Genomic DNA, 26,940 nt, shown 5'->3' on the forward strand with positions numbered 1-26,940 from the left:
GCCGACCGGGCGAATCTCGGGGACGCGCCGGAAAAACTGCGATCCTGGGATGATGGCGGAGGGGCACGGGGGCAATCGGCTGCTGTCGAACCGCACGATCCTGGTGGCCGCGGTCGTCCTGATCCTGGTTGCCGCGGGGGCGTGCTGGGTGCTGCTCGCGCTCTACGGCCGCGGAACCGACGCCGACAAAGCACGGCTGGAGAGCGTCCGCACGGTCGGCACCATCGTGCTCGGCGCGGGTGGTTTCATCGCGTTGCTGCTGGCGGCCCGCCGCCAGCAGACGGCCGAGCACGACCTGGCGACGAAACGCCGGGACGTCCTCCTGCGCGAGCAGGCGAACGACGACGCCCGCCACGACGCCGCCGAGCGGCGGATCAGCGACCTGTACCTCAAGGCCGTCGAGCAGCTCGGCGCGGAGAAGGCGCCGGTCCGGCTGGCCGGGCTCTACGCCCTGGAGCGGCTGGCGCAGGACAACCGCGCGCACCGGCAGACGATCGTCAACGTGATCAGCGCGTACCTGCGGATGCCGTACGACCCGCCGGGCGAGGGCACGCCGAAGCCGGAGCACCGCGCCTGCCTGGAGGAACGCGAGGTGCGGATGACCGCGCAGCAGATCCTCACCGGGCATCTCGCGCCGGCCGGTGCCGACCGCGGCCGCTTCTGGGCGGACCTCGATCTGGATCTCGGCGGCGCTGTGCTGATCGACCTGAAGCTGCACGACTGCTCCCTGCGGAACGCGAACTTCGCGCGAGCCAGGTTCGTCGGGCAGGCGTCGCTGCTGGGCATCAAGTTCCGCGGAAGCACGCGGTTCGACGATGCGGTCTTCGAAGGGGAAGCCTGGTTCGCGGAGGCGGAGTTCTCGGACAGCACCCGGTTCGACGGGGTCACCTTCCACGGCGACGCGAGGTTCGACGAAGCGACCTTCCGCGGGGCGACGGTGTTCCGCGGCGCGCGGTTCCACGGTCCGGCGCGGTTCGAGAAGGCGGAGTTCGCCGGGAAGGTCATCTTCAGCAGGTCCGCGTTCAGTGGCGGCGCCGACTTCTCCCGGGCCACCTTTGCCGACGAGGCTTACCTGCCCGGGGTCGACTTCGGCCGGGACGCCCGGTTCGTGGAGGTGACCTTCGCGCGGGACGGCTGGTTCATCGACGTCGAGTTCGGCGGCCAGGTCGACTTCAAGAACGTCAGGTTCAGCGAGGCCGTCCGGTTCGTGGGCTGTGCGCTGGACGGCGTTCCGTACGTGCCGCCCGAGTGGAAGCCGCGGCCGCCGGACGACGACCTCGACTGACCCCCGTCAGCCCAGGATCGAGCCCGGCAGTTCCTCAAAGATCAGCCAGGTCCGCGTCGACCGCACGCCCTCCAGGGCCTGCAGCCGCTCCAGGACCACGTCGCGCAGCGTCTGGTTGTCCGGCGTCCGGACCAGCAGCAGGATGTCGAAGTCGCCGCCGACCAGGGCTACGTGGTCGACGTACGGGATTGCGTGCAGCTCCGTTGCCATTGTGCGCCACGACGTCTGCTCCACCGTCACCATGATGTACGCCGAGGTGCCCAGGCCCGCCCGGCGTGGGTCGATGCGGGCGCCGAAGCCCGTGATCACTCCCTCCGCCATCAGGCGCTCCAGCCGCGCGTACGCGTTCGTGCGCGAAATGTGCAGCCTTTCCGCCAAGGCGCGGACCGCGAGACGTCCGTCCGCCGCCAGCTCGGCCAGCATCGCGCGGTCGATGTCGTCGAGGGCCGGGGCCGTTCGTCCCGTGAGCCCGGCCACGGCCAGCGGCGACGCGGACGTTTGGTCGGCCGCAGCCGCTTCGGGAGGCCGTTTGTCGCTCATTTCGCCGGGACCTTGAACAGACGACCAGCAGGAACCACCATCTCAGCATCATATGTCTGCCGAGAGGTGGTGTGCGTTTTGCCGCAGGAAACGATGCTGCCGTCGGCGTCGCCGGTGCGGTTCGTCGCCGAGGACGGGACTCGCGCCGACCGGCACGGCGCCTACGCCGAACCCGCGAGCGACCGGCTCAGGGAGGCCTACCGGCTGATGGTCCTCGGCCGCCGGTTCGACGTCCAGGCCACCGCGCTCACCAAGCAGGGCCGCCTCGCCGTCTACCCCTCCAGCGCCGGACAGGAGGCCTGCCAGGTCGCCGCCGCGCTGGTCCTCGAAGACCGCGACTGGCTATTCCCGACCTACCGCGACTCCGTCGCCCTCGTCGCCCGCGGCCTGAAGCCCGGCGAAGTGCTGACGCTGCTTCGCGGCGACGCGCACTGCGGCTACAACCCCGTCGAGACGAGCGTTGCGCCCCAGTGCACTCCGCTCGCGACGCAGACGTTGCACGCCGCCGGTCTCGCGCACGCTATGCAGCGACGCGGCGAAGACGCCGTCGCGCTCGCGCTCATCGGGGACGGCGCCACCAGCGAAGGCGACTTCCACGAGGCGCTCAACTTCGCGGCCGTCTTCAAGGCACCCGCAGTGTTCTTCGTGCAGAACAACCGCTACGCGATCTCGGTGCCCTTCGAGAAGCAGAGCGCCGCGGCCGCGCTCGCGTACAAGGGCATCGGCTACGGCATGCGCTCGGAGCAGGTCGACGGCAACGACGCCGTCGCCGTCCTGGCCGTCCTCGGCGACGCCGTGCAGCACGCCCGCGCAGGCCGCGGGCCGGTCCTCGTCGAGGCCCACACCTACCGCATCGACGCCCACACCAACGCCGACGACGCGACCCGCTACCGCGACGCGAGCGAAGTCGCGAAGTGGCGTGAAGCGGATCCGCTCAAGCGGCTCGAGACCTACCTCAAGAGCCGGGACCTGCTTCAGGAGCAGGAGATCGAGCAGTTCAAGGCCGACGCCGAGACGTTCGCCCAGACCGTCCGCGACACCCTGAACGCCGAACCCGAGCTGGACCCGCTGTCGCTGTTCGACCACGTCTACGCCGAGCCGACCCGCCACCTCGAAGCCCAGCGGGCCGCACTCCGAGCCGAGCTGGAGGCCTGATGACGACCACGATGGCGCAGGCACTCAACGCCGCCCTGCGCGACGCCCTCAAGGACGACGACCGGGTGCTCGTGTTCGGCGAGGACGTCGGCGCGCTCGGCGGCGTCTTCCGGGTCACCGACGGCATCACCGCCGACTTCGGCGAGGACCGCTGCTTCGACACCCCGCTGGCCGAGTCCGGCATCGTCGGCTTCGCCGTCGGGATGGCGATGGGCGGGTTCCGCCCGGTCGTCGAAATGCAGTTCGACGCCTTCGCCTATCCGGCGTTCGAGCAGATCACCTCGCACGTGGCGAAGCTGCGCAACCGCACCCGCGGCGCGCTGTCGCTGCCCATGGTGATCCGCATTCCCTACGCCGGCGGCATCGGCGGCGTCGAGCACCACTGCGACTCCAGCGAGGCCTACTACGCGCACACGCCCGGCCTGCGCGTCGTCACGCCCGGCACCGCGCAGGACGCCTACGACCTGCTGCGCGACGCCATCGACTCACCGGATCCGGTGATCTTCCTCGAACCGAAGGCCCGCTACTGGTCCGGCGAAGAGGTGAGCTTCACCCGGACGGGCCCGGCCATGGACAAGGCGGTCGTGCGCCGGGCAGGCAAGGACGTCACGCTCATCGCGTACGGCCCGATGGTCGCCACCGCGCTGGAAACCGCCGAGGCGGCGACGGCCGAGGGCTGGGACGTCGAGGTCGTCGACCTGCGGTCGCTGTCGCCGTTCGACGACGAGACCGTGACGGCGTCCGTGCGCCGCACCGGCCGGGCGGTGGTCGTGCACGAAGCCGCGGGCTTCGGCGGCTACGGCGCCGAAGTCGTCGCCCGCGTCACCGAGCAGTGCTTCCACCAGCTGCACGCGCCCGTGCTGCGCGTCACCGGGCTCGACATCCCCTATCCGGCGCCGAAACTGGAGCGCCACCACCTGCCGGACGTCGACCGGATCCTCGACGCCGTCGCGCGCCTGCAGTGGGACGACACCCTGGTGGTGGCCGGTGCCTGACTTCCTGCTGCCGGACCTCGGCGAGGGCCTGACCGAGGCGGCGATCGTGGACTGGCGCGTGAAGGTCGGCGACACGGTCGAGGTCGACCAGGTCGTCGTCGAGGTCGAGACGGCGAAGGCGGCGGTCGAGGTGCCGGTGCCGTTCGCCGGCGTGGTGGCCGCGCTGCACGGCGAGCCGGGCCAGCTGCTGCCGGTCGGCGCGCCGCTCCTGACCGTCGGCGGGTTCGCCGAGCCCGGTGTCACGACGTCGTCCGGCAGCGGCAACGTCCTCATCGGCTACGGCACCGCGCCTGCGACCCGGCGTAAGCGTGTCCGGCGCCCCGCGCCGTCCCGGCCGAAGCAGGCACCCGGCGTGATTTCGCCGTTCGTGCGGAAACTGGCCGCCGACAACGGGATCGACCTGGCGAAGGTCACCGGCACCGGCCCGGACGGGATCATCCGCCGCGCCGACGTCGAAGCCCTTCTCGCGCGGCCGAAGACGCCGGGCCGCCGGATTCCGCTGACGGGGGTGCGCAAGGCCGTCGCGGACAAGCTCACGGCGTCGCGGCGCGAGATCCCCGAGGCGACGGTCTGGGTGGACGTCGACGCGACCGAGCTGGTCGCCGCGCGGGCCGCGCTGAACGCCAAGTCCGACCGGCCGGTCAGCCTGCTCGGCCTGATCGCGCGGTTCGCCGTCGCGGGGCTGCGCAAGTTCCCGGAGCTGAACTCGCGCGTCGAGGGCGACGAGATCGTCCTGCTCGACGAGATCCACCTCGGGTTCGCGGCGCAGACCGACCGCGGGCTGGTCGTGCCGGTCGTGCGGAACGCGGGGGAGCTGTCCACCCGGGACCTGTCGGCGGCGATCGGCGACCGCGCCCGCACCGCCCGCGAGGGCAAGCTGGCGCCCGCCGAACTGACCGGCGGCACCTTCACCGTGAACAACTACGGCGTCTTCGGCGTCGACGGCTCGGCCGCGATCATCAACCACCCCGAGGCGGCGATCCTCGGCATCGGCCGGATCATCGACCGGCCGTGGGTCGTCGGCGGCGCACTGGTCGCGCGGAAGATCTGCGAGCTGACGCTGGCCTTCGACCACCGCGTCTGCGACGGCGGCACGGCGGGCGGGTTCCTGCGGTTCGTCGCCGACTGCGTCGAGTCACCCGTCACCGCCCTCGGTGATTTGTAGACGCACCGGCCGCATTGGCCGGTGGTGACGGCCGCGGCACTTAAAGTGGCGGCGTGACGACTCCAGCCCAGCACGACCGGGACCAGGCGAAAGCCCGCGTGACCCGGCTCAAGCAGGACCTGCGGGACGGGCTGGCGCACCCGCCCGGGGACGTCGGGACGATGGACCGGCTCGTGGCGACCGCCCACCGCCTGCTCGACGCCGAGCAGGCGTTCGACGAGGCCAAGCACCGGCTCGCGAACGCCGAGCTGGAGGCGCGGCACGCGGCGACGCAGCGCGCGGTCGTCTGGTTCGCGGCCGCGCCCGCGCTGGTGCCGCTGGTCGCCGGGGCACTCGTGCTGTTCGACGTGCTGTCGCCGATGTGGCTGTTCGCGCTGGTGCCGTTGTTCGCGGCGGGCCTGTGGATCGGCTTCGCGCCGGTCCGCCGCGTGGCCGAGGTGATCCGCGAACGGACGTGGGCGGCCTGGGCGGGCAGCGCCACGGCCGTGCTGCTGGTCCTGGCGCTGCTGCCGTGGCCGGCGGCCGTCGTCTGCACGATCCTGACGGCGCTGGGCGTCGCGGGCACGATCGCCCTGCTGTGGCGGGAAAGCCGGATCCCGTGAGCCACGGCTACGCGACCTACGGCGACGACCCGGAGTTCGAGGAGCAGTACGTCGAGCCCGTCGACACGACCCGGCGCGACCTCGACGAGCTGTTCGCGGCGGTCGACGGGCTGCGCGCGGCGGTCGAGGAGACCGACGACCGCCTGCGCCAGGACGTCGCCGACCTGACCGAACGGCTCGAAACCGGCGGTGCGGGCGCCCAGGAGGACCGGCTCGACCTGCTCGGACGACGGCTGGACCGGCTGCAGCAGCAGGTGCAGGCCCTGGAGCGCGCGGTGCGCGTGTCCGACGGGGTCCCGCAGGCCGACCTCGACGACGTCGGGCCGGAGACCCGGGCACTCGCGGCGGAGGCGGCGCGCTGGGACGACCTGCACAAGGAGCTGGTGACGAAGGAGCAGCGCGCGCGGCACGAGCAGGAGATCGCCCGGCTGGAGGTGGTACGCGCGGCGCACGCGCAGTGCGACCTGGACCTGCTGGACGTCATCGAGGTCCTGGCGTCGACGGACCGCGGGTCCCGCGCCCGCGGCGACGCGGAGTCCCGCCTGCGGGCATTGACGACCCGCCGCCGCACGCTGCTGGACGAGGAGATCCCGGCGGCGACGGAGGCGGCGGAGACGGCGCGGCTGGCGTTGCGCGAGGCGGACGCGGTCGAGGCGCGGGTGGTCCCGCAGCTGGAGCGCGCCGAACGCGCGTGGCACGACCTGCAGGTCCGGCTGCGGACCCGGATCACCGACGCGCTGGGATCGAACGCGCTGCTCCCGACGTGGTTCGGCCACGCTTTGGGCGTGGCCCCGCCTGCCGGTACCTCCGGGGACGCATGGATCCGGACGGCCGCGTCGGTGCTGGCGTACCGGGTGACGTTCGGGGTCACCGACCAGGCGTTGCCGCTGGGCCCACCGGCCCCGGACGGCGCGGACAAGACCGAACGCCGCTGGACCTGGCGGGCCAGGCTGGAATCCGAACTCGACGACCTCGCCCTCTAGCCCGGCTCTCGCGTGATCCGGCGGGCATCTCGCGTGATTGAGCGGGCATCACGTGTGATCCGGCGGGCATCGGGGTGATGCCCCTTCAATCACGGGTGATGCCTCTCCAGTCACGCGTGATGCCCGTTGAGACCTTCAGACCGTGGCCGGACGGCGCAGTGCCTGCCGTCGCAGGCGGTTGAACAGCTTCGCGTTGTTCAACGCGAACACTCCCACCGTCTCCTCGTTCCGCGAGAACGTCGCCACGAACGACGAGTCCGCCGCCGAACCTTCGACGAAGGACAGCGTGTCGTCCGGACGCGGGTGGCCCGCCAGCTGCAACGTCCCCGCGTACTGGTCAGACCAGACGTACCCGCTCGGCTCGTACGTCCGCACCGTCCGCCCGGCCAGCAGGTTCGCCACCGCGACCGGGGCCTGCTCCGACGCGTTCGTCCAGTGCTCGTGCCGCCGTCCGGCATACCGGGCGACGTCCCCGATCGCCACCACCTGCGGCAGGTCGGTCACCAGGCCCGCGTCCGTGTGGACGCCGTTGCCGACCTTCAAACCCGAGCCGGCCAGCCATTCCGTCGCGGGGGTCATGCCGACGCCGACCACGACCACGTCGGCCGGGACGAGGGAACCGTCGGCCAGGTGGACGCCGGCCGCGTCCATGCCCGTCGCCGACACCCCGCAGCGCAGGTCGGTGCCGTGCTCGGCATGCAGCCGGGCGCACACCGCCGCCAGCTCCGGGCCCAGGACCGGCGCCAGCGGCGCGGGCAGCGCCTCGAGGACGACCACGTCGAGCCCCAGCGCCCGGCAGGTCGAAGCCACCTCGGCGCCGATGAACCCGGCGCCGACGACGACCACGCGCACCCCCGGGACCAGGGCCGCCCGCAGCGCCAAAGCGTCGTCGACCGTCCGCAGCGTGTGGGCACCTTCGAAGCCCGGCAACGTGCGCGGGCGGCCGCCGGTGGCGATGACGACGCCGTCGGCGTGCACCGAGCCGCCGTCCGACAGCAGGATCCGGCGGTTCGCCGGGTCCAGTGCCGTCGCGTGGACGCCGAGCCGGAAGTCCAGCGCCAGCGACGCGAGGTCCCCGGCGTCGAGCAGGTCCAGCGACTCGCGTGCGGCCGTCCCGGCCAGGAACGCCTTCGACAGCGGTGGCCGGTCGTACGGCAGGTGTTTCTCCGCGCCGATCAGCACGATGCCGCCGTCGTAGCCCTGTGCGCGCAGCTCCTGCGCGGCCCGGACCCCGGCGAGCGAGGCACCGACGATCGCGACGCGCTTCACGCGGCGTCTTCGTTCGCCGGGTCCTGGACGTAGATGACGCCGTCCTCGACCACGACCGCGTACGTGCGCACGGGGTCCTTCGCCGGCAGGCAGGTTGGCATGCCGGTGCGCAGGTCGAACAGCGCCGCGTGCAGCGGGCACTCGACGAAGCAGCCTTCGAGCCAGCCGTCGGCGAGGGAGGCGTCCTGGTGGGTGCACGTGTCGTCGATGGCGTACAGCTGCCCGTCCTCGGTGTGGAACACCGCGATGGCCGGGGTGCCGGCAATCCGGACGGACTCGCCAGGGGGCAGCTCGTCCACCGTGCACGCGCGAATCATGACGCCTCCGGGAGAATTGTTGCGCATTGGGGAACTTTCACTGCGATACGCAACTCAAGTCTGAGTCCGCCGGGAGGCCGCGTCAAGGGGGTACGCCCGGGTAGTTTCCGTTACCGGGTAACGGAGATCGCGAACATGCCGGAGCGCCCGTACCGGGGATGGCGGCACGGGCGCTCCGGAGCCGGGCCGGTGCCACTTTCACGTGAAAGTGGCACCGGGCGGCTACTTCGCGGCGGGCTCGCCGTGCCGGTAGAACGGCAGCTTGATCGGGGCGAGCGGGGTGTTGCCGAGGATCAGGTCGGCGGCCTTCTCGGCGGTCATCATCACCGGCGCGTAGATGTTGCCGTTGGTGATGTAGGGCATGACCGACGCGTCGACGACGCGCAGGCCTTCGGTGCCGTGCACGCGCATGCTCTCCGGGTCGACGACGGACTTCTCGTCAACGCCCATCTTCGCGGTGCACGACGGGTGCAGCGCGGTCTCGGCGTCCTTGGCGACCCAGTCGAGGATCTCCTCGTCGGTCTCCACCGACGGCCCCGGCGAGATCTCCCCGCCGTTGTAGGGGTCGAGCGCGGGCTGGTTGAGGATCTTCCGCGCCACCCGCACGGCCTCGACCCATTCGCGCCGGTCGTTCTCGGTCGACAGGTAGTTGAACCGGATCGCCGGGTGCTCCCGCGGGTCGGTCGACTTGATCTTCACCGAGCCCCGGGTGTCGGCGTACATCGGGCCGACGTGCACCTGGTAGCCGTGGCCTTCCGTGGGCGCCGACCCGTCGTAGCGGATCGCCACCGGCAGGAAGTGGAACATCAGGTTCGGGTACTTCACCTCGTCGTTGGACCGGACGAACCCGCCGCCCTCGAAGTGGTTGGTGGCGGCGGGCCCGGACCGCAGGAACAGCCACTGCGCCCCGATGTAGGGCCGCTTCCACTTCGCCAGCGACGGCTGCATCGACACCGGCTGCTTGCAGGCGTACTGGATGTACACCTCCAGGTGGTCCTGCAGGTTTTCGCCGACGCCCGGCAGGTCCTTGACGACGTCGATGCCGAGCTTCTCCAGCTCGGCGGCGTTGCCGACGCCCGAAAGCTGCAGCAGCTGCGGCGTGTTGATCGCGCCGCCGCAGAGGATGATCTCCTTGCCGTACACCTCGCCCGGCACGCCCCGGCCCTGCGCGTACTCGACGCCGACCGCGCGCGTGCCGTCGAAGAGGATCTGCGACACGAACGCGTGCGTCTTCACCGTGAGGTTGGGCCGGTGCATCACCGGGTGGAGGTACGCGCCCGAAGCCGACAGCCGACGTCCTTTTCGGACGTTCCGGTCGAACGCCGCGAAGCCCTCCTGCCGGTAGCCGTTGACGTCGTCGGTGCGCGGGTAGCCCGCCTGCTCGGCGGCGTCGAAGAAGGCCTGGAACAACGGGTTCGTCGCCGGGCCGCGTTCCAGCTCCAGCGGTCCACTGTGGCCTCGCCACTGCCCGTCCGGCGGGTCGGCGAGGCAGTTCTCCATGCGCTGGAAGTACGGCAGGCAGTGCGCGTAGTCCCAAGTGGACATCCCGGGGTCGCTCGCCCAGCGCTCGTAGTCCATCGGGTTGCCGCGCTGGAAGATCATCCCGTTGATGCTGGACGACCCGCCGAGCACCTTGCCGCGCGCGTGGTAGATGCGACGGCGGTTCATGTACGGCTCGGGTTCGCTGCGGTAGCCCCAGTCGTAGAACTTCGACCCGATCGGGAAGGTCAGCGCGGCAGGCATGTGGATGAAGACGTCCCACTTCCAGTCCGAGCGGCCCGCCTCCAGGACGAGGACCTTGTTCGACGGGTCGGCGGAGAGCCGGTTGGCCAGCGCGCAGCCCGCCGAGCCGCCGCCGACGATGACGAAGTCGTAGGTTTCGGTACTCATGGAGCCTCCTCAGCCGGGCAGGGAATCCGGTGCCGTGTCGGGCAGGTGCTCGGGGCTGGTGTGCGCGGAACCCCAGGTGCGGCGCCGGACGTAGAGCATTATCGCGCCGATGATCACGATCAGCGCGGTGACGATCACCGCGCCCCACTGGAAGTACCAGTGGTCGTCGCCGTAGACCTCGGCGCGCGGCCAGATCAGGTTGACCGTCATGGCGGCGCCGTAGAGCACCGCGACCAGGTTCACCAGCGTGCCCCAGCGGCCCAGCTTGAAGTACGGGCCGTGCTCCGGGCGCGGCCAGTGCCCGCGCAGGCGGCGCACCAGCATCGGGCCGGTGACCATCAGGTAGGGGATGTAGAACAGGATGATCGCCGTCGAGGTCAGGATGAAGAACGCCCGCTGGTTGCCGAGGTTGATCAGCAGCACGACGACGGTCAGGCCGCCGGTGAGCAGCGCGGGCAGCACCGGCGTCTTGGAGCGGGGGGACACTTTGGACATCGCCCTGCTGAACGGCAGGCGGCCGTCGCGGGCCATCGCCCACGTCATCCGGATGGCCGCGGTCTGCACGGCCAGGCAGCACACGGTGATCGCGATCGCCGAGCAGATCAGGAAGGCGTCGCCGAGCCCCTCGCCGAGCGTGCTCTTCAGCAGGTACGGCATGCCGGACGTGGTCAGCTCTTCGGCGTTCAGGTTGCCGACGGCCATCATGCCGAACAGCATCATCAGCCCGCCGACGATGAACGCGGCGGTGATGGCGCGCAGGATCGCGCGCGGGGCGTGGCGCCGCGGCTGGGTCGTCTCCTCGGCCAGCGAACCCGCGGTGTCGAAGCCGTAGAAGACGTACGCGCTCATCAGCGACGCCACCAGGAACGCCCCGAGATACCCGAACGAGTGACCCTCGCCGGTGCCGTGGGTGTCGAAGACGAGGCCGGGACCGCGCTTGATGTGGACGGCCAGCGCGATCACCAGCAGGATGCTCGCGCCGAGTTCCACGGCGACGCCGAAGTTGTTGATCTTGGCCATCAGCTTGACGCCGATGATGTTGACGATCGTGGCGAACACCACCAGCACCAGTGCCAGGATGATGGCGTTCTGCGCGCCGCCCGGCGTCGACGTCAGCCCGGCGTCGGAGTCGCTGCCGACGATCTGGAACGCGGTCGACACCTGCGGCAGGATGATCTGGTAGGCGACCGCGACGGCCGCCGCCGTCACGATCGCGCCGATGATCATGATCCAGCCTGCCAGCCACGACGTCGCGGGCTTGGCGATCTGCTTGGCCCACTGGTAGACCGAGCCGGCGAGCGGGAACTGCCCGGCCAGCTCGGCGAAGCACAGCGCGACGGCGAACTGTCCGATGAAGACCAGCGGCCACGTCCAGATGAAGGCCGGTCCCCCCGAACCGAAGCCGAAGAAGAAGAGCTGGAACACGCCGGTCAGGATGGAGATGTAGCTGAAGCCGGCGGCGAAACTGGAGAACGACCCGAGCGAGCGCTCGAGTTCCTGGCGGTAGCCGAACTTTTCGAGTTCCGACGAGTCGTCGGCAGCAGGCCCCCCGCCCGCCGGTATTTCCTGTGTGGTCATCGTCGTGTCCTCACGTGGTGGGGGACGGGGAATCAGCCCTTGAACCAGTGCTGCGGAACGGGATCGATGTTCTGGTAGATGTGCTTGCTCTCCTGGTACTCGGCCAGCCCGGACGGCCCCAGTTCGCGGCCGATGCCGGACTTGCCGAAACCGCCCCATTCCGCCTGCGGCAGGTAGGGGTGGTAGTCGTTGATCCACACGGTGCCGTGGCGCAGGGCCCCGGCGACCCGCTGGGCGCGGGACGCGTCCGACGTCCACACGGCACCGGCGAGCCCGTACTCGGTGTCGTTGGCCAGCGCGATCGCTTCGGCCTCTTCGGTGAACCGTTCCACGGTGACGACCGGGCCGAAGACCTCGTCCCGGACGATCGCCATGTCCCGGGTGCAGCCGGAGAACACGGTGGGGCGCAGGAAGAACCCGTTTTCGTACTCCGGGCCCTCGGGACGGTTGCCGCCCGCCTCCAGTTTCGCGCCCTCGGTGAGAGCGCTTTCGATGTAGGCCTCGACCTTCGCGCGGTGCTGTGCCGAAACGAGCGGGCCCGTTTCGGTGTCCGGGTCCATGCCGTTGCCGACGCGGATCCGGTCGGCGCGCGCGGCGAGGTCCGCGACGAACCGGTCATGGATTCCATCTTGGACGATGAGCCGCGCGCCCGCCGAACAGACTTGTCCGGAATGGACAAACGCGGCCATCAGGGCGTAGTCCAGCGCGGTTTCGTAGTCGGCGTCGGCGAAGATCACATTGGGGTTCTTGCCGCCGAGTTCCAGCGCGACACGGCGGACGCCCTTCGCCGCCGCGGTCATGATCTTCTCGCCGGTCGCGTAGCCGCCGGTGAAGGAGACGAGGTCCACGGCCGGGTGCTCGACCATGGCCGCGCCGACGTGACCCGGGCCGAGCAGGAGATTGACCACACCCGGCGGTGCCCCGGCCTCTTCGAGCAGGGCGACGAGCTTGATCGTCGTCAGTGGCGTGACCTCGCTGGGCTTGAGCACCACGGTGTTGCCCGCGGCGAGGGCGGGCGCGACCTTCCACGACATCTGCAGCAGCGGGTAGTTCCACGGCGCGATCAGCGCGCAGACGCCGACGGGCTCGTGCACGATCCGGCTGACGACACTCGCGCTGCCCGCGTCGACCAGGCGCCCGGCGTCCTTGTCGGCGAGGTCGGCGTAGTAGCGGAAGACGTTCGTCACATCGTCGATGTCGATGCGGCCTTCGCCCAGCGTCTTGCCGGTGTCGAGGCTTTCGGTGCGGGCGAGGTCCTCGCGGTCGCGGACCAGCAGGTCGGCGGTCCGGCGCAGGAGTTCGCCGCGCTCGGCCGCGGTGGTGCGGCGCCACGGGCCCTCGTCGAAGGCCCGCCTCGCGGCTCTGACGGCGGCCTCGACCTCCTCGCGGCCCGCTTCGGCGACGGTCTCGATGACCTCGCCGGTGGCGGGATTCAGCACGTCGAAGTGGGCTTCGGCGGAGGCGTCCGTCCAGATTCCGTCGATGTAGAGGTCCTTCATGCGGCCCTTCCCGGATCGGTAGTGGCTGCTCGGTGCCTTGAGTGCGTACATTTGTACGCGAAGTGTGTACAGATGTCCAACAAGGGGGTTCGGCACCGATGGCGAACAAGGAAGCCGCGGCGACCCGCCGCCGCGGCCCCAACGACCCGGAGCGGCGTTCGCGGATCGCCCGTGCGGCGATCGAAGTCGTCGCCGAGAGGGGCATCGACGGGCTCACCCACCGCGCGGTCGCGGCCGCCGCCGGCGTCCCGCTCGGCTCGACGACCTACCACTTCGCCACCCTCGACGACCTGCTGGAAGTCGCGCTGGCCGAGGCGGCCGAGAAGAACGTCCACGCGCTGAAGGAGTGGGAGTCGGCGCTCCCGCCGGACGCCGACTTCGCCGCGGCGCTCGCCGACCTGGTGATGGGCTACATCAACGAGCAGTACCGCGCAACGGTCGTCGAGTACGACCTGTACGTCGCGGCCCTGCACCGTCCCCGGCTCCGCAAGGCGAGCGCGGCCTGGGACGACGCCCTGATCGCGTTCTTCGGCTCCCGCACCGACCCGCTCACCGGCCGTCTCCTGGCCGGCCTGTTCTGCGGCCTCCTGATGCAGGCGGCCCTGGCCGACCCCCGCCCGTCCCGCGAAGAGATCGAAACCCTCTTCCGCCGAGCCATCCACGGCCCCGCCATGTGACGGAAGGGGCATCACGCGTGATTGGAGAGGCATCACGTGTGATTGGAGGGGCATGACTCGTGATTGGAGGGGCATCGCGCTGATGCCCGCTGGATCACGCGTGATGCCCTTCCAGTCACGCGTGATGCCCGCTCAGTCACGCGTGATGCCCCGAATGGCGCAGGAATGCTTGGCGGGGTTGAAAAATCTTGGGTTGACAGGGGCGTGTGGGGGCAGTCACTCTGGTGCGGAGTGAGCAACAAGACGCGTTCTGCGCAACTACTCCCGTCCTGATCCGCGGAGAGGACCACGCCGGTGACCACTACCGATCTGCCGCCGAGCCTGCTCGCCACGCTGCCCGGCACCTTCTACACCGATCCGGCGATCTTCGCGCTGGAGCAGGCGAAGATCTTCGAGGCGGACTGGTTCTGCGCCGTGCGCAGCGCGGACCTGCCGGACGCCGGCTCGTTCGAGACCGTTCAGATCGGCAAGGAAAGCGTGCTCGTCGCGCGGAGGCGGGACGGGAAGCTCAACGCCTTCCTCAACGTCTGCCGCCATCGCGGCGCGCGGCTGTGCACGTCCGAAAGCGGCAGCGTCAAGCGTGCCTTCCAGTGTCCCTACCACGCCTGGACCTACGGCCTCGACGGGAAGCTCGTCGCCGCGCCGAACCTCACCGGGATGCCGGACGTCGACCGCACCGAATTCGGCCTGACGAAACTCCACCTGCGGGAGTGGCTCGGGTACGCCTGGGTCTGCCTGGCCGACGAACCGCCGTCGTTCGAAGACACCGTGATCGGCGCCGTCACCGAACGGCTGGGCGGGCCCACCGAGATCGACGCCTACGGCATCGACGGCCTGGCGCTGGGCAAGCGCATCGAGTACGACGTGAAGGCGAACTGGAAACAGATCATCGAAAACTTCATGGAGTGCTACCACTGCGCGACGATCCACCCGGAGCTGACCGAGGTCCTCCCGGAGTTCGCCGGCGGGTACGCCGCGCAGTACTACGTCGGCCACGGCGCCGAGTTCGGCGGCGACATCAAGGGCTTCACCGTCGACGGCAGCGAGGGCGTCGACCGCCTCCCCGGCGTCACCGAGGCACAGGACCGCAGGTACTACGCCATCACGATCAAGCCGCAGGTCTTCGTCAACCTCGTCCCGGACCACGTCATCCTGCACCGGATGATCCCCCTCGCGCCGGACCGGACGCTGGTCCGCTGCGACTGGCTCTACCTGCCCGAAGTCGTCGAATCCGGCACGGACCTTTCCCGCTCGGTCGAGCTGTTCCACCGCGTCAACCTGCAGGACTTCGAAGCGTGCGAACGCTGCCAGCTGGCAATGGACTCCCGCTCGTACGCCAACGGCGGCGTGCTCGTGCCCAGCGAGCACCACATCGGCGCCTTCCACGACTGGGTCAGGACGCGGCTGGAGCTCTAGATCAGCGCCCGGATGGCCGCCTCGAACCCGGTGACGTGCTCCAGCGTCAACGCGGCGGCCTTCTCGGCGTCGCCCTCGATGATCGCGGTGAGGAGCGGGACGTGCTCGTCGACGTGACCGGCCATCCCGGACAGCCGGGGCACGAACACGCACCAGATCCGGGTGGCCAGGTTGTCGTACCGGATCAGCGTGTCTTCGAGGAACGGGTTGTGCACGCACCGGTAGATCGCCCGGTGCAGGGCGAGGTCGGTGCGCAGCAGCTCGGCGTTGTCCCCGCTGGGGACGCCCGCGTCGAGCTGCGCGCGCAGCTCGGTCAGCGTGGCCCGGTCGGCGTCGGTGGCGCGGGCGGCCGCGGCGGCCGTCGCCATCGGCTCCAGCGTGCGCCGCACCTCGGAGATGTGCGCGAGGTCGGAGATGTTGACGTCGGTGGCGAACGTCCCGCGTCGCGGGTAGGCGACGACCAGGCGTTCGGACTCCAGCCGCTTCAACGCCTCGCGGATCGGCGTCCGGCCCATGCCGAGTGCCGTGCCGAGTTCCTCTTCGTTGATGGGGGAGCCCGGCGGGATGTCGAGCATGACCAGGCGGTCGCGGACGAAGAGGTACGCCTGCTCCGCCAGTGAGGGGGCATTGACCTGCGGGTACATGACGCCTAGCCTACATCGACGATTGATATATCAGAAGTCGACCACGGAAGGACTGCGATGCTCAACCGCTCCTTGGCCGAATACGACCCCGTGGTCGCCGAAGCGATCGGCGCGGAGCTGCGCCGCCAGCGGACGACGCTGGAGATGATCGCGTCGGAGAACTTCGCGCCGCTGAGTGTCCTGCAGGCCCAGGGCTCGGTGCTGACCAACAAGTACGCCGAGGGCTACCCCGGACGTCGCTACTACGGCGGCTGCGAGCACGTCGACGTCCTCGAACAGCTCGCCATCGACCGCGTCAAGGCGCTGTTCGGCGCCGGGTTCGCCAACGTCCAGCCGCACTCGGGCGCGCAGGCCAACGCCGCCGCCATGGCCGCGCTCATCAAGCCCGGCGACAAGATCCTCGGCCTCTCGCTCGCCCACGGCGGCCACCTGACACACGGCATGCGGATCAACTTCTCCGGCCTGCTCTACGACGTCGCCGCGTACGAAGTGTCCGAAAAGGACTACCGCGTCGACATGGCCGAAGTCGAACGGCTGGCGAAGGAGCACCGGCCGAAGCTGATCATCGCCGGCTGGTCGGCCTATCCGCGGCACCTCGACTTCGCGCGGTTCCGGGAAATCGCCGACGAAGTGGGCGCGTACCTCCTGGTCGACATGGCCCACTTCGCCGGGCTGGTCGCGGCGGGCCTGCATCCGTCGCCGGTCCCGCACGCCCACGTCACGACGACCACCACGCACAAGACCCTCGGCGGCCCGCGCGGCGGTGTCGTCCTCACCGACGACCCCGCGCTGGCCAAGAAGGTCAACTCCGCGGTGTTCCCCGGCCAGCAGGGCGGCCCGCTGGAGCACGTCGTCGCCGCCAAGGCCGTCGCGTTCAAGATGGCGGGCGAGCCGGCGTTCGCCGAACGCCAGCAGCGCACCCTGCGCGGCGCGAAGATCCTCGCCGAGCGGCTGCTGGAGGAAGGCATCGACGTCCTGACCGGCGGCACCGACGTCCACCTGGTGCTGGTGGACCTTCGCCGGTCCGATTTGGACGGAAAGCAGGCCGAGGACCGGCTGCACGAAGTCGGCATCACGGTCAACCGCAACGCCGTCCCGTTCGACCCGCGGCCGCCGATGGTGACCTCCGGCCTGCGGATCGGGACCCCGGCACTGGCGACCCGCGGCTTCGGCGACGCCGAGTTCCGCGAGGCCGCCGACGTCATCGCCGAGACGCTCAAACCGGGCTACGACGCCGAAAAGCTCAGGGCCCGCGTCGCCGCACTGGCCGCGCAGTTCCCGCTGTACCCGGAGGAGACCCGATGACCGACCTGCCGGAGCACCCGGACTTCCTCTGGCGCGATCCGGAACCCAAGAAGGCCTACGACGTCATCGTCGTCGGCGGTGGCGGGCACGGCCTGGCCACCGCGTACTACCTGGCCAAGCAGGGCATCACGAACGTCGCCGTGCTGGAGAAGGGCTGGCTCGCGGGCGGCAACATGGCCCGCAACACCACGATCATCCGCTCCAACTACCTCTGGGACGAAAGCTCCGGCATCTACGAGCACTCCCTCAAGCTGTGGGAAGGCCTCGAAGAGGACCTCGGCTACCCGATCCTGTTCAGCCAGCGCGGGGTGCTCAACCTGGCGCACAGCCTGCAGGACGTCCGCGACAGCGTCCGCCGCGTCGAAGCCAACAAGCTCAACGGGATCGACGCCGAGTGGGTGGACGCCGACGGCGTCAAGGAGATCTGCCCGATCGTCAACACCTCCCCGGACGTCCGCTATCCCGTGCTCGGCGCGACCTTCCAGCCCCGCGCGGGCATCGCGAAACACGACTACGTGGCCTGGGGTTTCGCGCGCGCCGCCCACGCGATGGGCGTGGACCTCGTCCAGAACTGCGAGGTCACCGGAATATCCACAGTGGACGACCGGGTGACCGGCGTCGAGACGTCCCGTGGCCGGATCGCCGCGGGCAAGGTCGCGTTGTGTGCGGCCGGGCACACGTCGGTCCTCGCGAAGATGGTGAGCCTGGACCTGCCCCTGGTGTCGCACCCGTTGCAGGCGCTGGTGTCCGAGCTGCTGGAGCCGGTCCACCCGACGGTCGTCATGTCGAACGCCGTGCACGTCTACGTTTCCCAGGCACACAAGGGGGAACTGGTGATGGGCGCCGGAATCGACAGCTACACCGGCTACGGCCAGCGCGGCTCGTTCCACATCATCGAGCAGCAGATGGCGGCCGCACTGGAGCTGTTCCCCGTGTTCGCGCGGGCGCACCTGCTGCGGACGTGGGCGGGCATCGTCGACGTCAGCCCGGACGCCTCGCCGATCATCGGGCTCACCCCGGTGGAGAACCTGTTCCTCAACTGCGGCTGGGGGACCGGCGGGTTCAAGGCCACCCCCGGCGTCGGCGACGTCTTCGCGCAGACCATCGCGCGCGGCAAGCCACACGAGTACGCCGAACCGTTCACTTTGGACCGGTTCACCACCGGTGCCCTCGTCGACGAGCACGGCGCTGCCGCCGTCGCGCACTAGGAGACTTCGATGCAACTGATCCCTTGCCCGTGGTGCGGGCCCCGTGAGGAAGCCGAGTTCCACTACGGCGGCCAGGCCCACGTCGCTTACCCGGCGGACCCGGCCGCACTGTCCGATGAGGACTGGGCGAAGTTCGTCTTCTTCCGCGAGAACCCGAGCGGCCCGTTCGCCGAGCGGTGGAGCCACTCGGCGGGCTGCCGCCGGTGGTTCAACGCCGTCCGCGACACCCGCACCCACGACCTCCTGGCGGTCTACCGCCTCGACGAGCCCCGGCCGGTGATCCCGTGACCCGGCTGTCCGGCATCCCGCTCAAGTTCACCTTCGACGGCCGGGAGCTGACCGGGTACCTCGGCGACACACTGGCGTCCGCGCTGCTGGCCAACGGCATCCACCGGGTCGCCACCAGCATCAAGTACGGACGGCCGCGCGGCATCGTCGGCGCCGGGGTCGAGGACCCGAACGCCTTGGTGCAGATCGAAAAGCCGTTCCCCGAACCGATGCTGAGCGCCACGACCGTCGAGTTGTACGACGGCCTGGAGGCCCGTGGCCTGCGTGGTCAGGGACGGCTGGCCACCGAACCGGACCCGGCGCGGTACGACGCCAAGCACGCCCACTGCGATGTCCTGGTCGTCGGCGCCGGGCCCGCGGGCCTCGCGGCGGCCCGGGCGGCGGAAGGCCGTGTTCTGCTCGTCGACGACCAGCCCGGCGGCGAAGCTCCGGACGGTGTCCGGTTCCTTTCGCGCACGACGGCGTTCGGCATCTACGACGACGGATTCGTGCTGGCGCTGGAACGCCGGGGCGAACCCGCGGCCCCGGAACGGATTTCGCGGCAGCGGGTGTGGCGGATCCGGGCGAAGCGGATCGTCCTCGCCACCGGTGCCCACGAGCGGCCGATCGTGTTCCCGGACAACGACCGTCCCGGCATCATGCTCGCCTCGGCCGCCCGGACCTACCTGAACCGCTACGGCGTCCTGGCCGGACGCCGGGTGATCGTGTTCACCACCAACGACTCCGCGCTCGACGCCGCCGCCGACCTGGCCCGCGCCGGAGCCGAGATCGTGCGGATCGTCGACGCGCGTGAGGGATACGGCGTCATCGGCACCGACGGCGGCGCCGACGGGCACATCACCGCGGCGCACATCGCGAAACTGGGCGAACTGCAGGGGGAGCGCGTCGAGTGCGACCTGCTGCTCGTGTCCGGCGGCTGGAACCCGGCCGTGCACCTCTACAGCCAGGCCCGCGGCACACTGCGGTACGACGCCGGGCTCGGCGCGTACGTCCCGGACGGCCGCCTGCCGAACGTGACGGTCGTCGGGGCTGCCGCGGGCGAGGGCCTGCCGGAGACCAAGGTGCTCTGGCAGGTGCCCGCCCCGGAGTCCGAAGTGGACACGCGGTTCGTCGACCAGCAGCGCGACGCCACGGTGTCCGACGTCCTGCGCGCGACCGGTGCCGGGCTGACCTCGCTGGAGCACGTCAAGCGCTACACCACCATCGGCACCGCGCACGACCAGGGCCGGACGTCCGGCATGCTCGCCGCGGGCATCACCGCGGAGGCACTGGGTGCCGACCTCGCCGACCGCCGTCCGACGACGTTCCGGCCGCCCTACACGCCGGTGTCGTTCGCCGCGCTGGCCGGGCGGAACCGCGGCGAGCTGCACGATCCCGTGCGGGTCACCACGATCCACCCGTGGCACGTCGAGCACGGTGCGGTGTTCGAGAACGTCGGGCAGTGGAAGCGGCCGTGGTACTACCCGCGTCCCGGCGAGACGATGCACGACGCCGTCCAGCGCGAATGCCGCGCGGCACGCACGGACGTCGCCGTCATGGACGGGTCCACTTTGGGCAAGATCGACGTCCAGGGCCCGGACGCCGGCTGGTTCCTCGACATGCTCTACACGAACCTGATGAGCACCCTCAAGGTCGGCCGGATCCGCTACGGCGTGATGTGCGGGGTGGACGGCATGGTGATCGACGACGGCACGGTCATCCGCGTCGCCGAGAACCGGTTCCTGGTCACCACGACGACCGGCAACGCGGCGAAGATCCTCGACTGGATGGAGGAGTGGCTCCAGACGGAGTGGCCGCACCGGCAGGTCTACGCGACGTCGGTCACCGAGCACTGGGCCACGATCCCGCTGGTCGGGCCGCGCTCGCGGGAGGTACTCGGCCGCCTGGCACCGGGGCTGGACGTGCGCAACGAGGCGTTCGGGTTCATGACCTGGCAGGACGCCGAGGTCGCCGGGATCGCCGCGCGCGTCTGCCGGATCAGCTTCTCCGGTGAGCTGGCCTACGAGATCAACGTCCCGTCGTGGCAGGGGCCCGCGCTCTGGCAGTCCATAGTGGACCAGGGGGCCACGCCGTACGGCACCGAAACCATGCACATCCTGCGGGCCGAGAAGGGCTACCCGATCATCGGCCAGGACACCGACGGCACGGTCACCCCGCACGACCTCGGGATGTCCTGGGTGGTGTCGAAGAAGAAGGCCGACTTCATCGGCAAGCGCTCCTTCGCCCGCGCCGAGAACCGCCGTCCGGACCGCAAGCACTTCGTCGGCCTGCTGCCGCAGGACCCGTCGGTGCTGCTGCCCGAAGGCGCGCAGATCATCGAGTCCGAAGTGGTCCCCGAACCGCCGGTGCGGATGCTCGGCCACGTCACCTCCAGCTACGACAGCGCCGCACTCGGCCGCACGTTCGCCCTCGCCCTGGTGCGCTCCGGCCGCGAGCGGATCGGCGAAACGCTGTACGTGCCCGTCGGCGACCAGGTGGTGCCGGTGACCGTGACCGAATCCGTGCTCTTCGACAAGGAAGGAGCCCGCCGTGACGGTTGAGATGACCGAGGAACCGGTCCGCACCCAGCTCACCGTCCGCCTCCGCGACGGCGGCACGCTGCTCGGCGTCGCCCTGCCGGAACCGTGCACCTACACCAGCGGCAACGGCGTCGACATCCTCTGGATGGGCCCCGACGAGTACCTCGTGCTGGGCCCGCCACTTTCCCGTGAAAGTGGCGACCTGGAGGCGGCACTTTCACGTGAAAGTGACGCTGTCGTGGATGTGTCGGGGCAGCGCGTCGTCGTGCGGCTGGAGGGGAAGCACGCCGCCGACGTGCTGGCGCACGGGTGCTCGATCGACCTGGAAGTGGCGCCGCCGGGGACGTGCGTGCAGACGCTGCTCGCCCGGACCGGGATCGTGCTCATGGTCCGGGAAGAGGGGTTTACCATCCTGGTGCGCCAGTCCTTTTCGGACTACCTCAAGGCCTGGCTGGCCGACGCGAGCCTGGAGTACGCCGCATGACCTTCACCCTGACCCTCAAGTGCCCGGAACGCGCCGGGATCGTGCACGCCGTCACCACGTTCCTGGTGGGACAGGGCTGCGACATCGTCGAGCACCAGCAGTTCGACGACGACGTCCGCGGCTCGCTGTTCCTGCGCACCTCGTTCCGGTGCGCGGAAAAGACCACAGTGGACGATCTGACCCGTTCGTTCGCCCCGGTGGCCGGGGACTTCGCGATGGAGTTCGAGTTCTCCGACGGGACCCCGCCACGGATCCTCGTCATGGTCTCGAAGTTCGGGCACTGCCTCAACGACCTGCTCTTCCGCTGGCGCGCGGGCAGCCTCGGCGCGGACATCGCCGTCGTCGTGTCCAACCACGAGGACCTGCGCCCGATGGCCGAGGCCGCGGGCGTGCCGTTCGTGCACGTCCCGGTCACGCCGGAGACGAAGCCGGAGGCCGAGCAGCGGCTGCTCGACCTCGTCGGGGAGTACGAAGCGGACCTCGTCGTGCTCGCGCGGTACATGCAGGTGCTCTCCGACGCGCTCTGCCGGAAGCTGGAAGGCCGCGCGATCAACATCCACCACTCGTTCCTGCCCGGGTTCAAGGGCGCCAAGCCCTACCACCAGGCCTACGACCGCGGCGTCAAGTACGTCGGCGCCACCGCGCACTACGTCACCCCCGACCTCGACGAGGGCCCGATCATCGAGCAGGAGGTCCAGCGCGTCGACCACACGTACTCGCCGCGCGAGCTGGTGACCGTCGGCCGCGACGCCGAAGCCCTCGCCCTGTCCCGCGCGGTCCGCTGGCACTGCGAACGCCGCGTCCTGCTCAACGGCAACAGCACCGTCGTCTTCCGATAGGAGTTCCGCCATGACCGCACCGAAGGTCGTGATCATCGGCGCCGGCATCGTCGGCGCGAACCTGGCCGACGAGCTGACCGCCCGCGGCTGGACCGACGTCACCGTGCTCGACCAGGGCCCGCTGCCGCGCACCGGCGGGTCCACCTCGCACGCGCCCGGCCTGGTGTTCCAGACCAACGCGTCCAAGGCCATGACGGACTTCGCGCGCTACACCGTCGAGAAACTCCTGTCCCTGGACTGCTTCCAGCAGGTCGGCGGCATGGAGGTCGCGACCACCCCGGCCCGCTGGGAGGACCTCAAGCGCAAGCACGGCTGGGCGACGTCGTGGGGCGTCGAGGGACAGCTGATCGACGCCGGGGAGTGCGTCCGGCGCTGGCCGCTGCTCGACGGCTCGCGGATCTTCGGCGCGCTGTACGTCCCGACCGACGGACTGGCGCGCGCGGCGAAGGCGGTGGAGGTGCTGGCCGCGCGGGCGACCTCGCGCGGCGCCCGGTTCGCCGGCGGCACCCGCGTCACCGGCATCCTGCAGGAACACGGGCGCGTCACCGGTGTCCGGACCGACCAGGGTGACGTCCCGGCCGACGTCGTCGTCTCGTGCGCGGGGTTCTGGGGCCGGTCGATCGGGGCGATGGCCGGCATGGACGTCCCGCTGCTGCCGCTGGCCCACCAGTACGTGAAGACCGGGCAGGTCGCCGAGCTGGTGGGGCGCAACACCGAGGAGGCCGAGGCGAGCCTGCCGATCCTGCGTCACCAGGACCAGGACCTGTACTTCCGCGAGCACGTCGACCGGCTCGGCATCGGGTCCTACGCACACCGGCCGATGCCGGTCGAGGAGTCCACTTTGGATCCCGCGGTGACGGACACGGCCATGCCGTCGATGCTGCCGTTCACCGAGGACGACTTCGCGCCGTCGTGGGAGCAGAGCAAGCTGCTGCTGCCCGCGCTGCGGCAGACCAAAGTGGAGGAGGGCTTCAACGGGATCTTCTCCTTCACCCCGGACGGCCAGTCACTGGTCGGCGAGTCGGCCGACGTCCGCGGGTTCTGGCTCGCCGAAGCGATCTGGGTGACGCACTCCGCGGGTATCGCCAAGGCCGTCGCCGAACTGATCGTCACCGGACATTCCGAAGTGGACACGCACGACATCGACGTTCACCGCTTCGAGGAGGTCCAGCTTGCACCGTCCTATGTGAGCGAGACGGCACAGCAGAACTTCGTCGAGGTCTACGACATCCTGCACCCGTTGCAGCCCAAGCTGTCCCCGCGCGACCTGCGGGTGACGCCGTTCCACGCCCGGCAGCGGGACCTGGGCGCGGTGTTCCTGGAGGCGGGTGGCTGGGAGCGGCCACACTGGTTCGAAGCCAACGCGCCGCTGCTCAAGAAGCTGCCGCACGACTGGCTGCCGCCGGCGCGGGACGCGTGGTCGGCCCAGTTCCACTCACCGATCGCGGCGGCCGAGGCGTGGCACACGCGCAACGGCGTCGCGCTGTACGACATGACCCCGCTGAAGCGGGTGGAGATCAGCGGGCCGGGATCGCTGGAGTTCCTGCAGTCGCTGACGACGAACCAGCTGGACAAGTCGGTGGGTTCGGTGACGTACACCCTGATGCTGGACAACGCCGGCGGCGTCCGCAGCGACGTCACGGTGGCGCGGCTGGAGCCGGAGGTGTTCCAGGTCGGGATCAACGGCGGCATCGACGTCGACCACTTCGTCAAGCACGCGCCGCCCGGGGTGCGGGTCCGGGACGTCACCGGCGGGACGTGCTGCCTTGGCGTGTGGGGGCCGCTGGCGCGGGACCTCGTGCAGCCACTGTCGCATGAGGACTTCTCGAACGCCGGTCTCAAGTACTTCCGGGCACGGAAGGCGCGCATCGCCGGGGTTCCGGTGACCGCGATGCGACTGTCCTATGTGGGCGAACTCGGCTGGGAGATCTACACGAGCGCGGACAACGGCCTGCGGCTGTGGGACGCACTTTGGGCGGCGGGGCAGCCGCTCGGCGTCATCGCGGCCGGGCGGGCGGCGTTCAACAGCCTGCGGCTGGAGAAGGGCTACCGCCTGTGGGGCACCGACATGACGACCGAGCACACGCCGGAGGAGGCCGGTCTCGGGTTCGCGGTGCGCCCGGCCAAGGGACCGTTCCTGGGCCGGGACGCACTGGAGAGCCGTCCGTCGCCGCGGCGGCTGCGCTGCCTGACCATCGACGACGGCCGCACGGTGGTGCTGGGCAAGGAACCGGTGTTCGCCGACGGCGTCGCGGCGGGGTACGTCACGAGCGCGGCCTACGGCTACACGGTCGGCCGCCCGATCGCGTACGCGTGGCTGCCGGCGTCGGTGGGCGTGGGCAGCAGCGTCGAGATCGAGTACTTCGGCCGCCGGGTCGCCGCGACGGTGGCCGCCGAGCCGCTGGTCGACCCGGGCATGGAGCGGATCCGGCGGTGACGGCGGTCAGTCGCTGAAGTCGCCGTTGAGCGACAGGGTCGACGGGCCGTCACCGCTGCCCCGGCTGCTGCCCCACGGCTGCCCGTCGATCGTGGCCGTGGCGCTCACGTCCCCGTTCGTGTACTTGAGGACGACGTCGTAGGTGTGCTTGCCCGTGTGGGGCGGGAACGTGAAGGTGCGGTTCCACGGCAGCTTCACGTTCTTCTCTTCGGTCGCTTTGCCGTCGATGGTGCAGGTCAGCGTGGTGATGACCGCCGTGCCGGTGACGGCGAAGACCAGCCGGTGCGGCTCCCCGGCCGGGGAGCTGGCCGGGGAACTGGCCGACGTCGTCGTCGCCGGGGCGGGCGAGGGCGTCCCGCCGGTCGTCGAGCAACCGGCGGTGAGGAGAGCGGCAGCGAGGAGGACGGTGACGCGGGTCATAACCGGAAACTAACGGGACCCGGTCCACGACGGGTATATCCACCTTCCTCCCCGCCGCCGCCCTCAACGGAGGCGCTTCGCGCCACTGCGACATTCATAGCAACTCCATCGAACCGGACAAGGATTTTCTCAGGAAACAGGAGTTTCCTGGACGTGCCGGACGCACGCCGAGGGTTGGAGCTGTGCATGAGCGAGTACGACCGAGGACCGCAGGGCGGGTACTACGACCAGCCCCGCGACCAGTGGGGTCAGCCGTACCCGCCGCCGCAGTACACCCAGCCGATGTACGGCTACCCCGCGTACGAGCCACCGCCGCCGCCACCCAGGCGGCACCCGCTGCGCGCGCTGACCGTCACCGTCGTCGCCATTGCGCTGGCCGTCGTCGCCGGGCTCGGGATCGGGCACCTCATCTCGGCGTCGAACAGTCCCGTCGCGGGCAACCAGAACTTCGGCTTCTCCGGGCAGCCGCAGACCGCCAGGACGGTCCTCGACGTCGACGCCGTGTCGGCCAAGGTCAACCCGGCCATCGTCAACATCACCTCGCAGCTCGGCCTGCAGGGCGCGGCCGCCGCGGGCACGGGCATCGTGCTGACCGCGGACGGCGAGGTGCTCACCAACAACCACGTCGTCGCCGGGGCGACCAGCATCAAGGCCACCAGCATCGGCACCGGCCGGACCTACCGCGCCGAGGTCGTCGGCTACGACCGCAGCGAGGACGTCGCGGTGCTGCGGCTGGAGGGTGCGTCCGGGCTGCCGACCGCGGTCATCGGCGACTCGTCGGCCGTCCAGGTGGGCGACCAGATCCTCGGCCTCGGCAACGCCGGCGGCCGCGGCGGCGACCCGGTGCCCGCGCCGGGCACGGTCGCCGCGCTGGACCAGTCGATCACCGCGTCGGACGAGTCGACCGGGTCGTCCGAGCAGCTCACCGGCGTGATCCAGGTGCGGGCGGACATCCAGTCGGGCGACTCGGGCGGCCCGCTCGTCAACGCGGACGCGCAGGTGATCGGCGTCAACACCGCCGCGTCCACCGGCTACCAGCTGAACGGCCGCCGCAGCGGCGCGGGCGGCCAGGGCTTCGCGATCCCGATCAACAAGGCCGTCGACATCGCCCACCGGATCGTGGCGGGCACCGCGTCGGACAAGATCCACATCGGCAAGACGGCGTTCATCGGCGTCTCGGTGTCGGACGGCCAGGGCGGCGCCCGGATCCGCCAGGTGGTCCCGCGCGGCCCGGGCCAGCGGGCGGGCCTGGCGGCGGGCGACGTCATCACGGCGATCGACGGCCGGGCGACCGGCTCGGCGACGGCGTTGACCGCGGTGATGGACACCCATCATCCGGGCGACGAGCTGACGCTGACGGTGGTGGACGCCTCGGGTGGGCAGCGGCAGGTTCAGGTCAAGGCCATCGAAGGCCCGGTGGGCTGA

At 70.5% G+C, this 26,940-nt stretch carries 24 protein-coding genes; 16 read left to right on the forward strand and 8 right to left on the reverse strand.

All coding sequences use genetic code 11. The features are described from left to right. The first annotated feature begins 52 nt into the window (after positions 1 to 52). Positions 53 to 1,285 (forward strand): pentapeptide repeat-containing protein, encoded by a 1,233-nt coding sequence (locus ABJI51_RS23440; RefSeq protein ID WP_348953441.1) that lies wholly within the window; start codon positions 53 to 55, stop codon positions 1,283 to 1,285. 6 nt (positions 1,286 to 1,291) lie between these two features. On the opposite strand, the gene ABJI51_RS23445 is transcribed toward ABJI51_RS23440, so the two are convergent. Then, entirely contained in the window at positions 1,292 to 1,708 is a 417-nt protein-coding gene (locus ABJI51_RS23445) for an Lrp/AsnC family transcriptional regulator (protein ID WP_431605658.1), read from the reverse strand. A 210-nt stretch (positions 1,709 to 1,918) separates the two neighbouring features. On the opposite strand from ABJI51_RS23445, the gene pdhA reads away from it, so the two are divergent. Genes pdhA through ABJI51_RS23470 form a run of 5 tightly spaced genes read left to right on the forward strand, consistent with a single transcriptional unit; the run spans position 1,919 to position 6,725 of the window. Next, entirely contained in the window at positions 1,919 to 2,980 is a 1,062-nt protein-coding gene (pdhA, locus tag ABJI51_RS23450) for a pyruvate dehydrogenase (acetyl-transferring) E1 component subunit alpha (RefSeq protein ID WP_431605659.1), read from the forward strand. Continuing rightward, positions 2,980 to 3,975: an alpha-ketoacid dehydrogenase subunit beta gene (locus tag ABJI51_RS23455; protein WP_348953443.1), complete on the forward strand. Its 996-nt coding sequence runs from the start codon at positions 2,980 to 2,982 to the stop codon at positions 3,973 to 3,975. The genes pdhA and ABJI51_RS23455 overlap by 1 nt, the downstream gene beginning before the upstream one ends. Continuing rightward, complete coding sequence (locus ABJI51_RS23460; RefSeq protein ID WP_348953444.1) at positions 3,968 to 5,140, forward strand: dihydrolipoamide acetyltransferase family protein; 1,173 nt, start codon at positions 3,968 to 3,970, stop codon at positions 5,138 to 5,140. The genes ABJI51_RS23455 and ABJI51_RS23460 overlap by 8 nt, the downstream gene beginning before the upstream one ends. 53 nt (positions 5,141 to 5,193) lie before the next feature. Continuing rightward, positions 5,194 to 5,742, forward strand: a complete 549-nt coding sequence (locus ABJI51_RS23465) for a hypothetical protein (RefSeq protein WP_348953446.1) — start codon at positions 5,194 to 5,196, stop codon at positions 5,740 to 5,742. After that, positions 5,739 to 6,725 carry a hypothetical protein gene (locus ABJI51_RS23470; protein WP_348953448.1) on the forward strand — a complete coding sequence of 329 codons (987 nt, stop codon included), beginning with the start codon at positions 5,739 to 5,741 and terminating at the stop codon, positions 6,723 to 6,725. Before ABJI51_RS23465 ends, ABJI51_RS23470 begins: the two co-directional genes overlap by 4 nt. Positions 6,726 to 6,860: 135 nt before the next feature. Here ABJI51_RS23470 and ABJI51_RS23475 read toward each other — a convergent pair whose 3' ends face one another. The 5 genes from ABJI51_RS23475 to ABJI51_RS23495 form a co-directional block, all read right to left on the reverse strand. Then, positions 6,861 to 7,994 carry an NAD(P)/FAD-dependent oxidoreductase gene (locus ABJI51_RS23475; RefSeq protein ID WP_348953449.1) on the reverse strand — a complete coding sequence of 378 codons (1,134 nt, stop codon included), beginning with the start codon at positions 7,992 to 7,994 and terminating at the stop codon, positions 6,861 to 6,863. After that, positions 7,991 to 8,311: a bifunctional 3-phenylpropionate/cinnamic acid dioxygenase ferredoxin subunit gene (locus tag ABJI51_RS23480; protein WP_348953450.1), complete on the reverse strand. Its 321-nt coding sequence runs from the start codon at positions 8,309 to 8,311 to the stop codon at positions 7,991 to 7,993. Before ABJI51_RS23480 ends, ABJI51_RS23475 begins: the two co-directional genes overlap by 4 nt. Positions 8,312 to 8,533: 222 nt before the next feature. Beyond that, positions 8,534 to 10,201, reverse strand: a complete 1,668-nt coding sequence (betA, locus tag ABJI51_RS23485; RefSeq protein ID WP_348953452.1) for a choline dehydrogenase — start codon at positions 10,199 to 10,201, stop codon at positions 8,534 to 8,536. 9 nt (positions 10,202 to 10,210) lie between these two features. Then, on the reverse strand, positions 10,211 to 11,779 hold the full coding sequence (locus tag ABJI51_RS23490) for an amino acid permease (RefSeq protein WP_348953453.1): 1,569 nt from the start codon (positions 11,777 to 11,779) through the stop codon (positions 10,211 to 10,213). A gap of 32 nt (positions 11,780 to 11,811) precedes the next feature. After that, positions 11,812 to 13,278 carry an aldehyde dehydrogenase family protein gene (locus tag ABJI51_RS23495; RefSeq protein ID WP_348953454.1) on the reverse strand — a complete coding sequence of 489 codons (1,467 nt, stop codon included), beginning with the start codon at positions 13,276 to 13,278 and terminating at the stop codon, positions 11,812 to 11,814. 98 nt (positions 13,279 to 13,376) lie between these two features. Between ABJI51_RS23495 and ABJI51_RS23500 the strand changes: the two genes are divergently transcribed. Next, positions 13,377 to 13,955: a TetR/AcrR family transcriptional regulator gene (locus ABJI51_RS23500; RefSeq protein ID WP_348953455.1), complete on the forward strand. Its 579-nt coding sequence runs from the start codon at positions 13,377 to 13,379 to the stop codon at positions 13,953 to 13,955. A gap of 294 nt (positions 13,956 to 14,249) precedes the next feature. Then, positions 14,250 to 15,371 carry an aromatic ring-hydroxylating oxygenase subunit alpha gene (locus ABJI51_RS23505; protein ID WP_348953456.1) on the forward strand — a complete coding sequence of 374 codons (1,122 nt, stop codon included), beginning with the start codon at positions 14,250 to 14,252 and terminating at the stop codon, positions 15,369 to 15,371. Here ABJI51_RS23505 and ABJI51_RS23510 read toward each other — a convergent pair. Then, entirely contained in the window at positions 15,368 to 16,015 is a 648-nt protein-coding gene (locus tag ABJI51_RS23510) for a GntR family transcriptional regulator (RefSeq protein ID WP_348953457.1), read from the reverse strand. The two genes, ABJI51_RS23505 and ABJI51_RS23510, sit on opposite strands and share 4 nt — an antisense overlap. Before the next feature lie 57 nt (positions 16,016 to 16,072). Here ABJI51_RS23510 and glyA point away from each other — a divergent pair, with 57 nt between their 5' ends. Genes glyA through ABJI51_RS23545 form a run of 7 tightly spaced genes read left to right on the forward strand, consistent with a single transcriptional unit; the run spans position 16,073 to position 25,095 of the window. Further along, positions 16,073 to 17,320, forward strand: coding sequence for a serine hydroxymethyltransferase (gene glyA, locus ABJI51_RS23515; RefSeq protein ID WP_348953458.1), 1,248 nt, complete (start codon positions 16,073 to 16,075; stop codon positions 17,318 to 17,320). Beyond that, a complete protein-coding gene (locus tag ABJI51_RS23520; RefSeq protein WP_348953459.1) occupies positions 17,317 to 18,528 on the forward strand; it encodes a sarcosine oxidase subunit beta family protein in 1,212 nt (403 codons plus the stop codon). Before glyA ends, ABJI51_RS23520 begins: the two co-directional genes overlap by 4 nt. Positions 18,529 to 18,537: 9 nt before the next feature. After that, positions 18,538 to 18,816, forward strand: coding sequence for a sarcosine oxidase subunit delta (locus ABJI51_RS23525; protein WP_348953460.1), 279 nt, complete (start codon positions 18,538 to 18,540; stop codon positions 18,814 to 18,816). Further along, entirely contained in the window at positions 18,813 to 21,356 is a 2,544-nt protein-coding gene (locus ABJI51_RS23530) for a 2Fe-2S iron-sulfur cluster-binding protein (RefSeq protein ID WP_348953461.1), read from the forward strand. The genes ABJI51_RS23525 and ABJI51_RS23530 overlap by 4 nt, the downstream gene beginning before the upstream one ends. Then, positions 21,346 to 21,819, forward strand: a complete 474-nt coding sequence (locus ABJI51_RS23535) for a sarcosine oxidase subunit gamma (protein WP_348953462.1) — start codon at positions 21,346 to 21,348, stop codon at positions 21,817 to 21,819. Before ABJI51_RS23530 ends, ABJI51_RS23535 begins: the two co-directional genes overlap by 11 nt. Next, positions 21,816 to 22,658 carry a formyltetrahydrofolate deformylase gene (purU, locus tag ABJI51_RS23540; RefSeq protein ID WP_348953463.1) on the forward strand — a complete coding sequence of 281 codons (843 nt, stop codon included), beginning with the start codon at positions 21,816 to 21,818 and terminating at the stop codon, positions 22,656 to 22,658. Before ABJI51_RS23535 ends, purU begins: the two co-directional genes overlap by 4 nt. A gap of 10 nt (positions 22,659 to 22,668) precedes the next feature. Further along, positions 22,669 to 25,095 carry a GcvT family protein gene (locus ABJI51_RS23545; protein WP_348953464.1) on the forward strand — a complete coding sequence of 809 codons (2,427 nt, stop codon included), beginning with the start codon at positions 22,669 to 22,671 and terminating at the stop codon, positions 25,093 to 25,095. 6 nt (positions 25,096 to 25,101) lie between these two features. Here ABJI51_RS23545 and ABJI51_RS23550 read toward each other — a convergent pair whose 3' ends face one another. Then, on the reverse strand, positions 25,102 to 25,515 hold the full coding sequence (locus ABJI51_RS23550) for a hypothetical protein (RefSeq protein ID WP_348953465.1): 414 nt from the start codon (positions 25,513 to 25,515) through the stop codon (positions 25,102 to 25,104). Positions 25,516 to 25,701: 186 nt separating this feature from the next. Here ABJI51_RS23550 and ABJI51_RS23555 point away from each other — a divergent pair, with 186 nt between their 5' ends. Next, complete coding sequence (locus tag ABJI51_RS23555; RefSeq protein WP_348953466.1) at positions 25,702 to 26,940, forward strand: S1C family serine protease; 1,239 nt, start codon at positions 25,702 to 25,704, stop codon at positions 26,938 to 26,940.

Source organism: Amycolatopsis melonis (assembly GCF_040064235.1).
GTDB classification, from domain to species: Bacteria; Actinomycetota; Actinomycetes; order Mycobacteriales; family Pseudonocardiaceae; genus Amycolatopsis; species Amycolatopsis melonis.

Coding starts and splice junctions, on each gene's coding strand:
- ABJI51_RS23480 (WP_348953450.1), bottom strand. CDS start 8,311: ATGATTCGCGCGTGCACGGTGGACGAGCTGCCCCCTGGCGAGTCCGTC.
- betA (WP_348953452.1), bottom strand. CDS start 10,201: ATGAGTACCGAAACCTACGACTTCGTCATCGTCGGCGGCGGCTCGGCG.
- ABJI51_RS23490 (WP_348953453.1), bottom strand. CDS start 11,779: ATGACCACACAGGAAATACCGGCGGGCGGGGGGCCTGCTGCCGACGAC.
- ABJI51_RS23510 (WP_348953457.1), bottom strand. CDS start 16,015: ATGTACCCGCAGGTCAATGCCCCCTCACTGGCGGAGCAGGCGTACCTC.
- ABJI51_RS23455 (WP_348953443.1), top strand. CDS start 2,980: ATGACGACCACGATGGCGCAGGCACTCAACGCCGCCCTGCGCGACGCC.
- ABJI51_RS23440 (WP_348953441.1), top strand. CDS start 53: ATGGCGGAGGGGCACGGGGGCAATCGGCTGCTGTCGAACCGCACGATC.
- ABJI51_RS23545 (WP_348953464.1), top strand. CDS start 22,669: ATGACCGCACCGAAGGTCGTGATCATCGGCGCCGGCATCGTCGGCGCG.
- purU (WP_348953463.1), top strand. CDS start 21,816: ATGACCTTCACCCTGACCCTCAAGTGCCCGGAACGCGCCGGGATCGTG.
- ABJI51_RS23550 (WP_348953465.1), bottom strand. CDS start 25,515: ATGACCCGCGTCACCGTCCTCCTCGCTGCCGCTCTCCTCACCGCCGGT.
- ABJI51_RS23500 (WP_348953455.1), top strand. CDS start 13,377: ATGGCGAACAAGGAAGCCGCGGCGACCCGCCGCCGCGGCCCCAACGAC.
- ABJI51_RS23520 (WP_348953459.1), top strand. CDS start 17,317: ATGACCGACCTGCCGGAGCACCCGGACTTCCTCTGGCGCGATCCGGAA.
- pdhA (WP_431605659.1), top strand. CDS start 1,919: ATGCTGCCGTCGGCGTCGCCGGTGCGGTTCGTCGCCGAGGACGGGACT.
- glyA (WP_348953458.1), top strand. CDS start 16,073: ATGCTCAACCGCTCCTTGGCCGAATACGACCCCGTGGTCGCCGAAGCG.
- ABJI51_RS23555 (WP_348953466.1), top strand. CDS start 25,702: ATGAGCGAGTACGACCGAGGACCGCAGGGCGGGTACTACGACCAGCCC.
- ABJI51_RS23495 (WP_348953454.1), bottom strand. CDS start 13,278: ATGAAGGACCTCTACATCGACGGAATCTGGACGGACGCCTCCGCCGAA.
- ABJI51_RS23525 (WP_348953460.1), top strand. CDS start 18,538: ATGCAACTGATCCCTTGCCCGTGGTGCGGGCCCCGTGAGGAAGCCGAG.
- ABJI51_RS23445 (WP_431605658.1), bottom strand. CDS start 1,708: ATGCTGGCCGAGCTGGCGGCGGACGGACGTCTCGCGGTCCGCGCCTTG.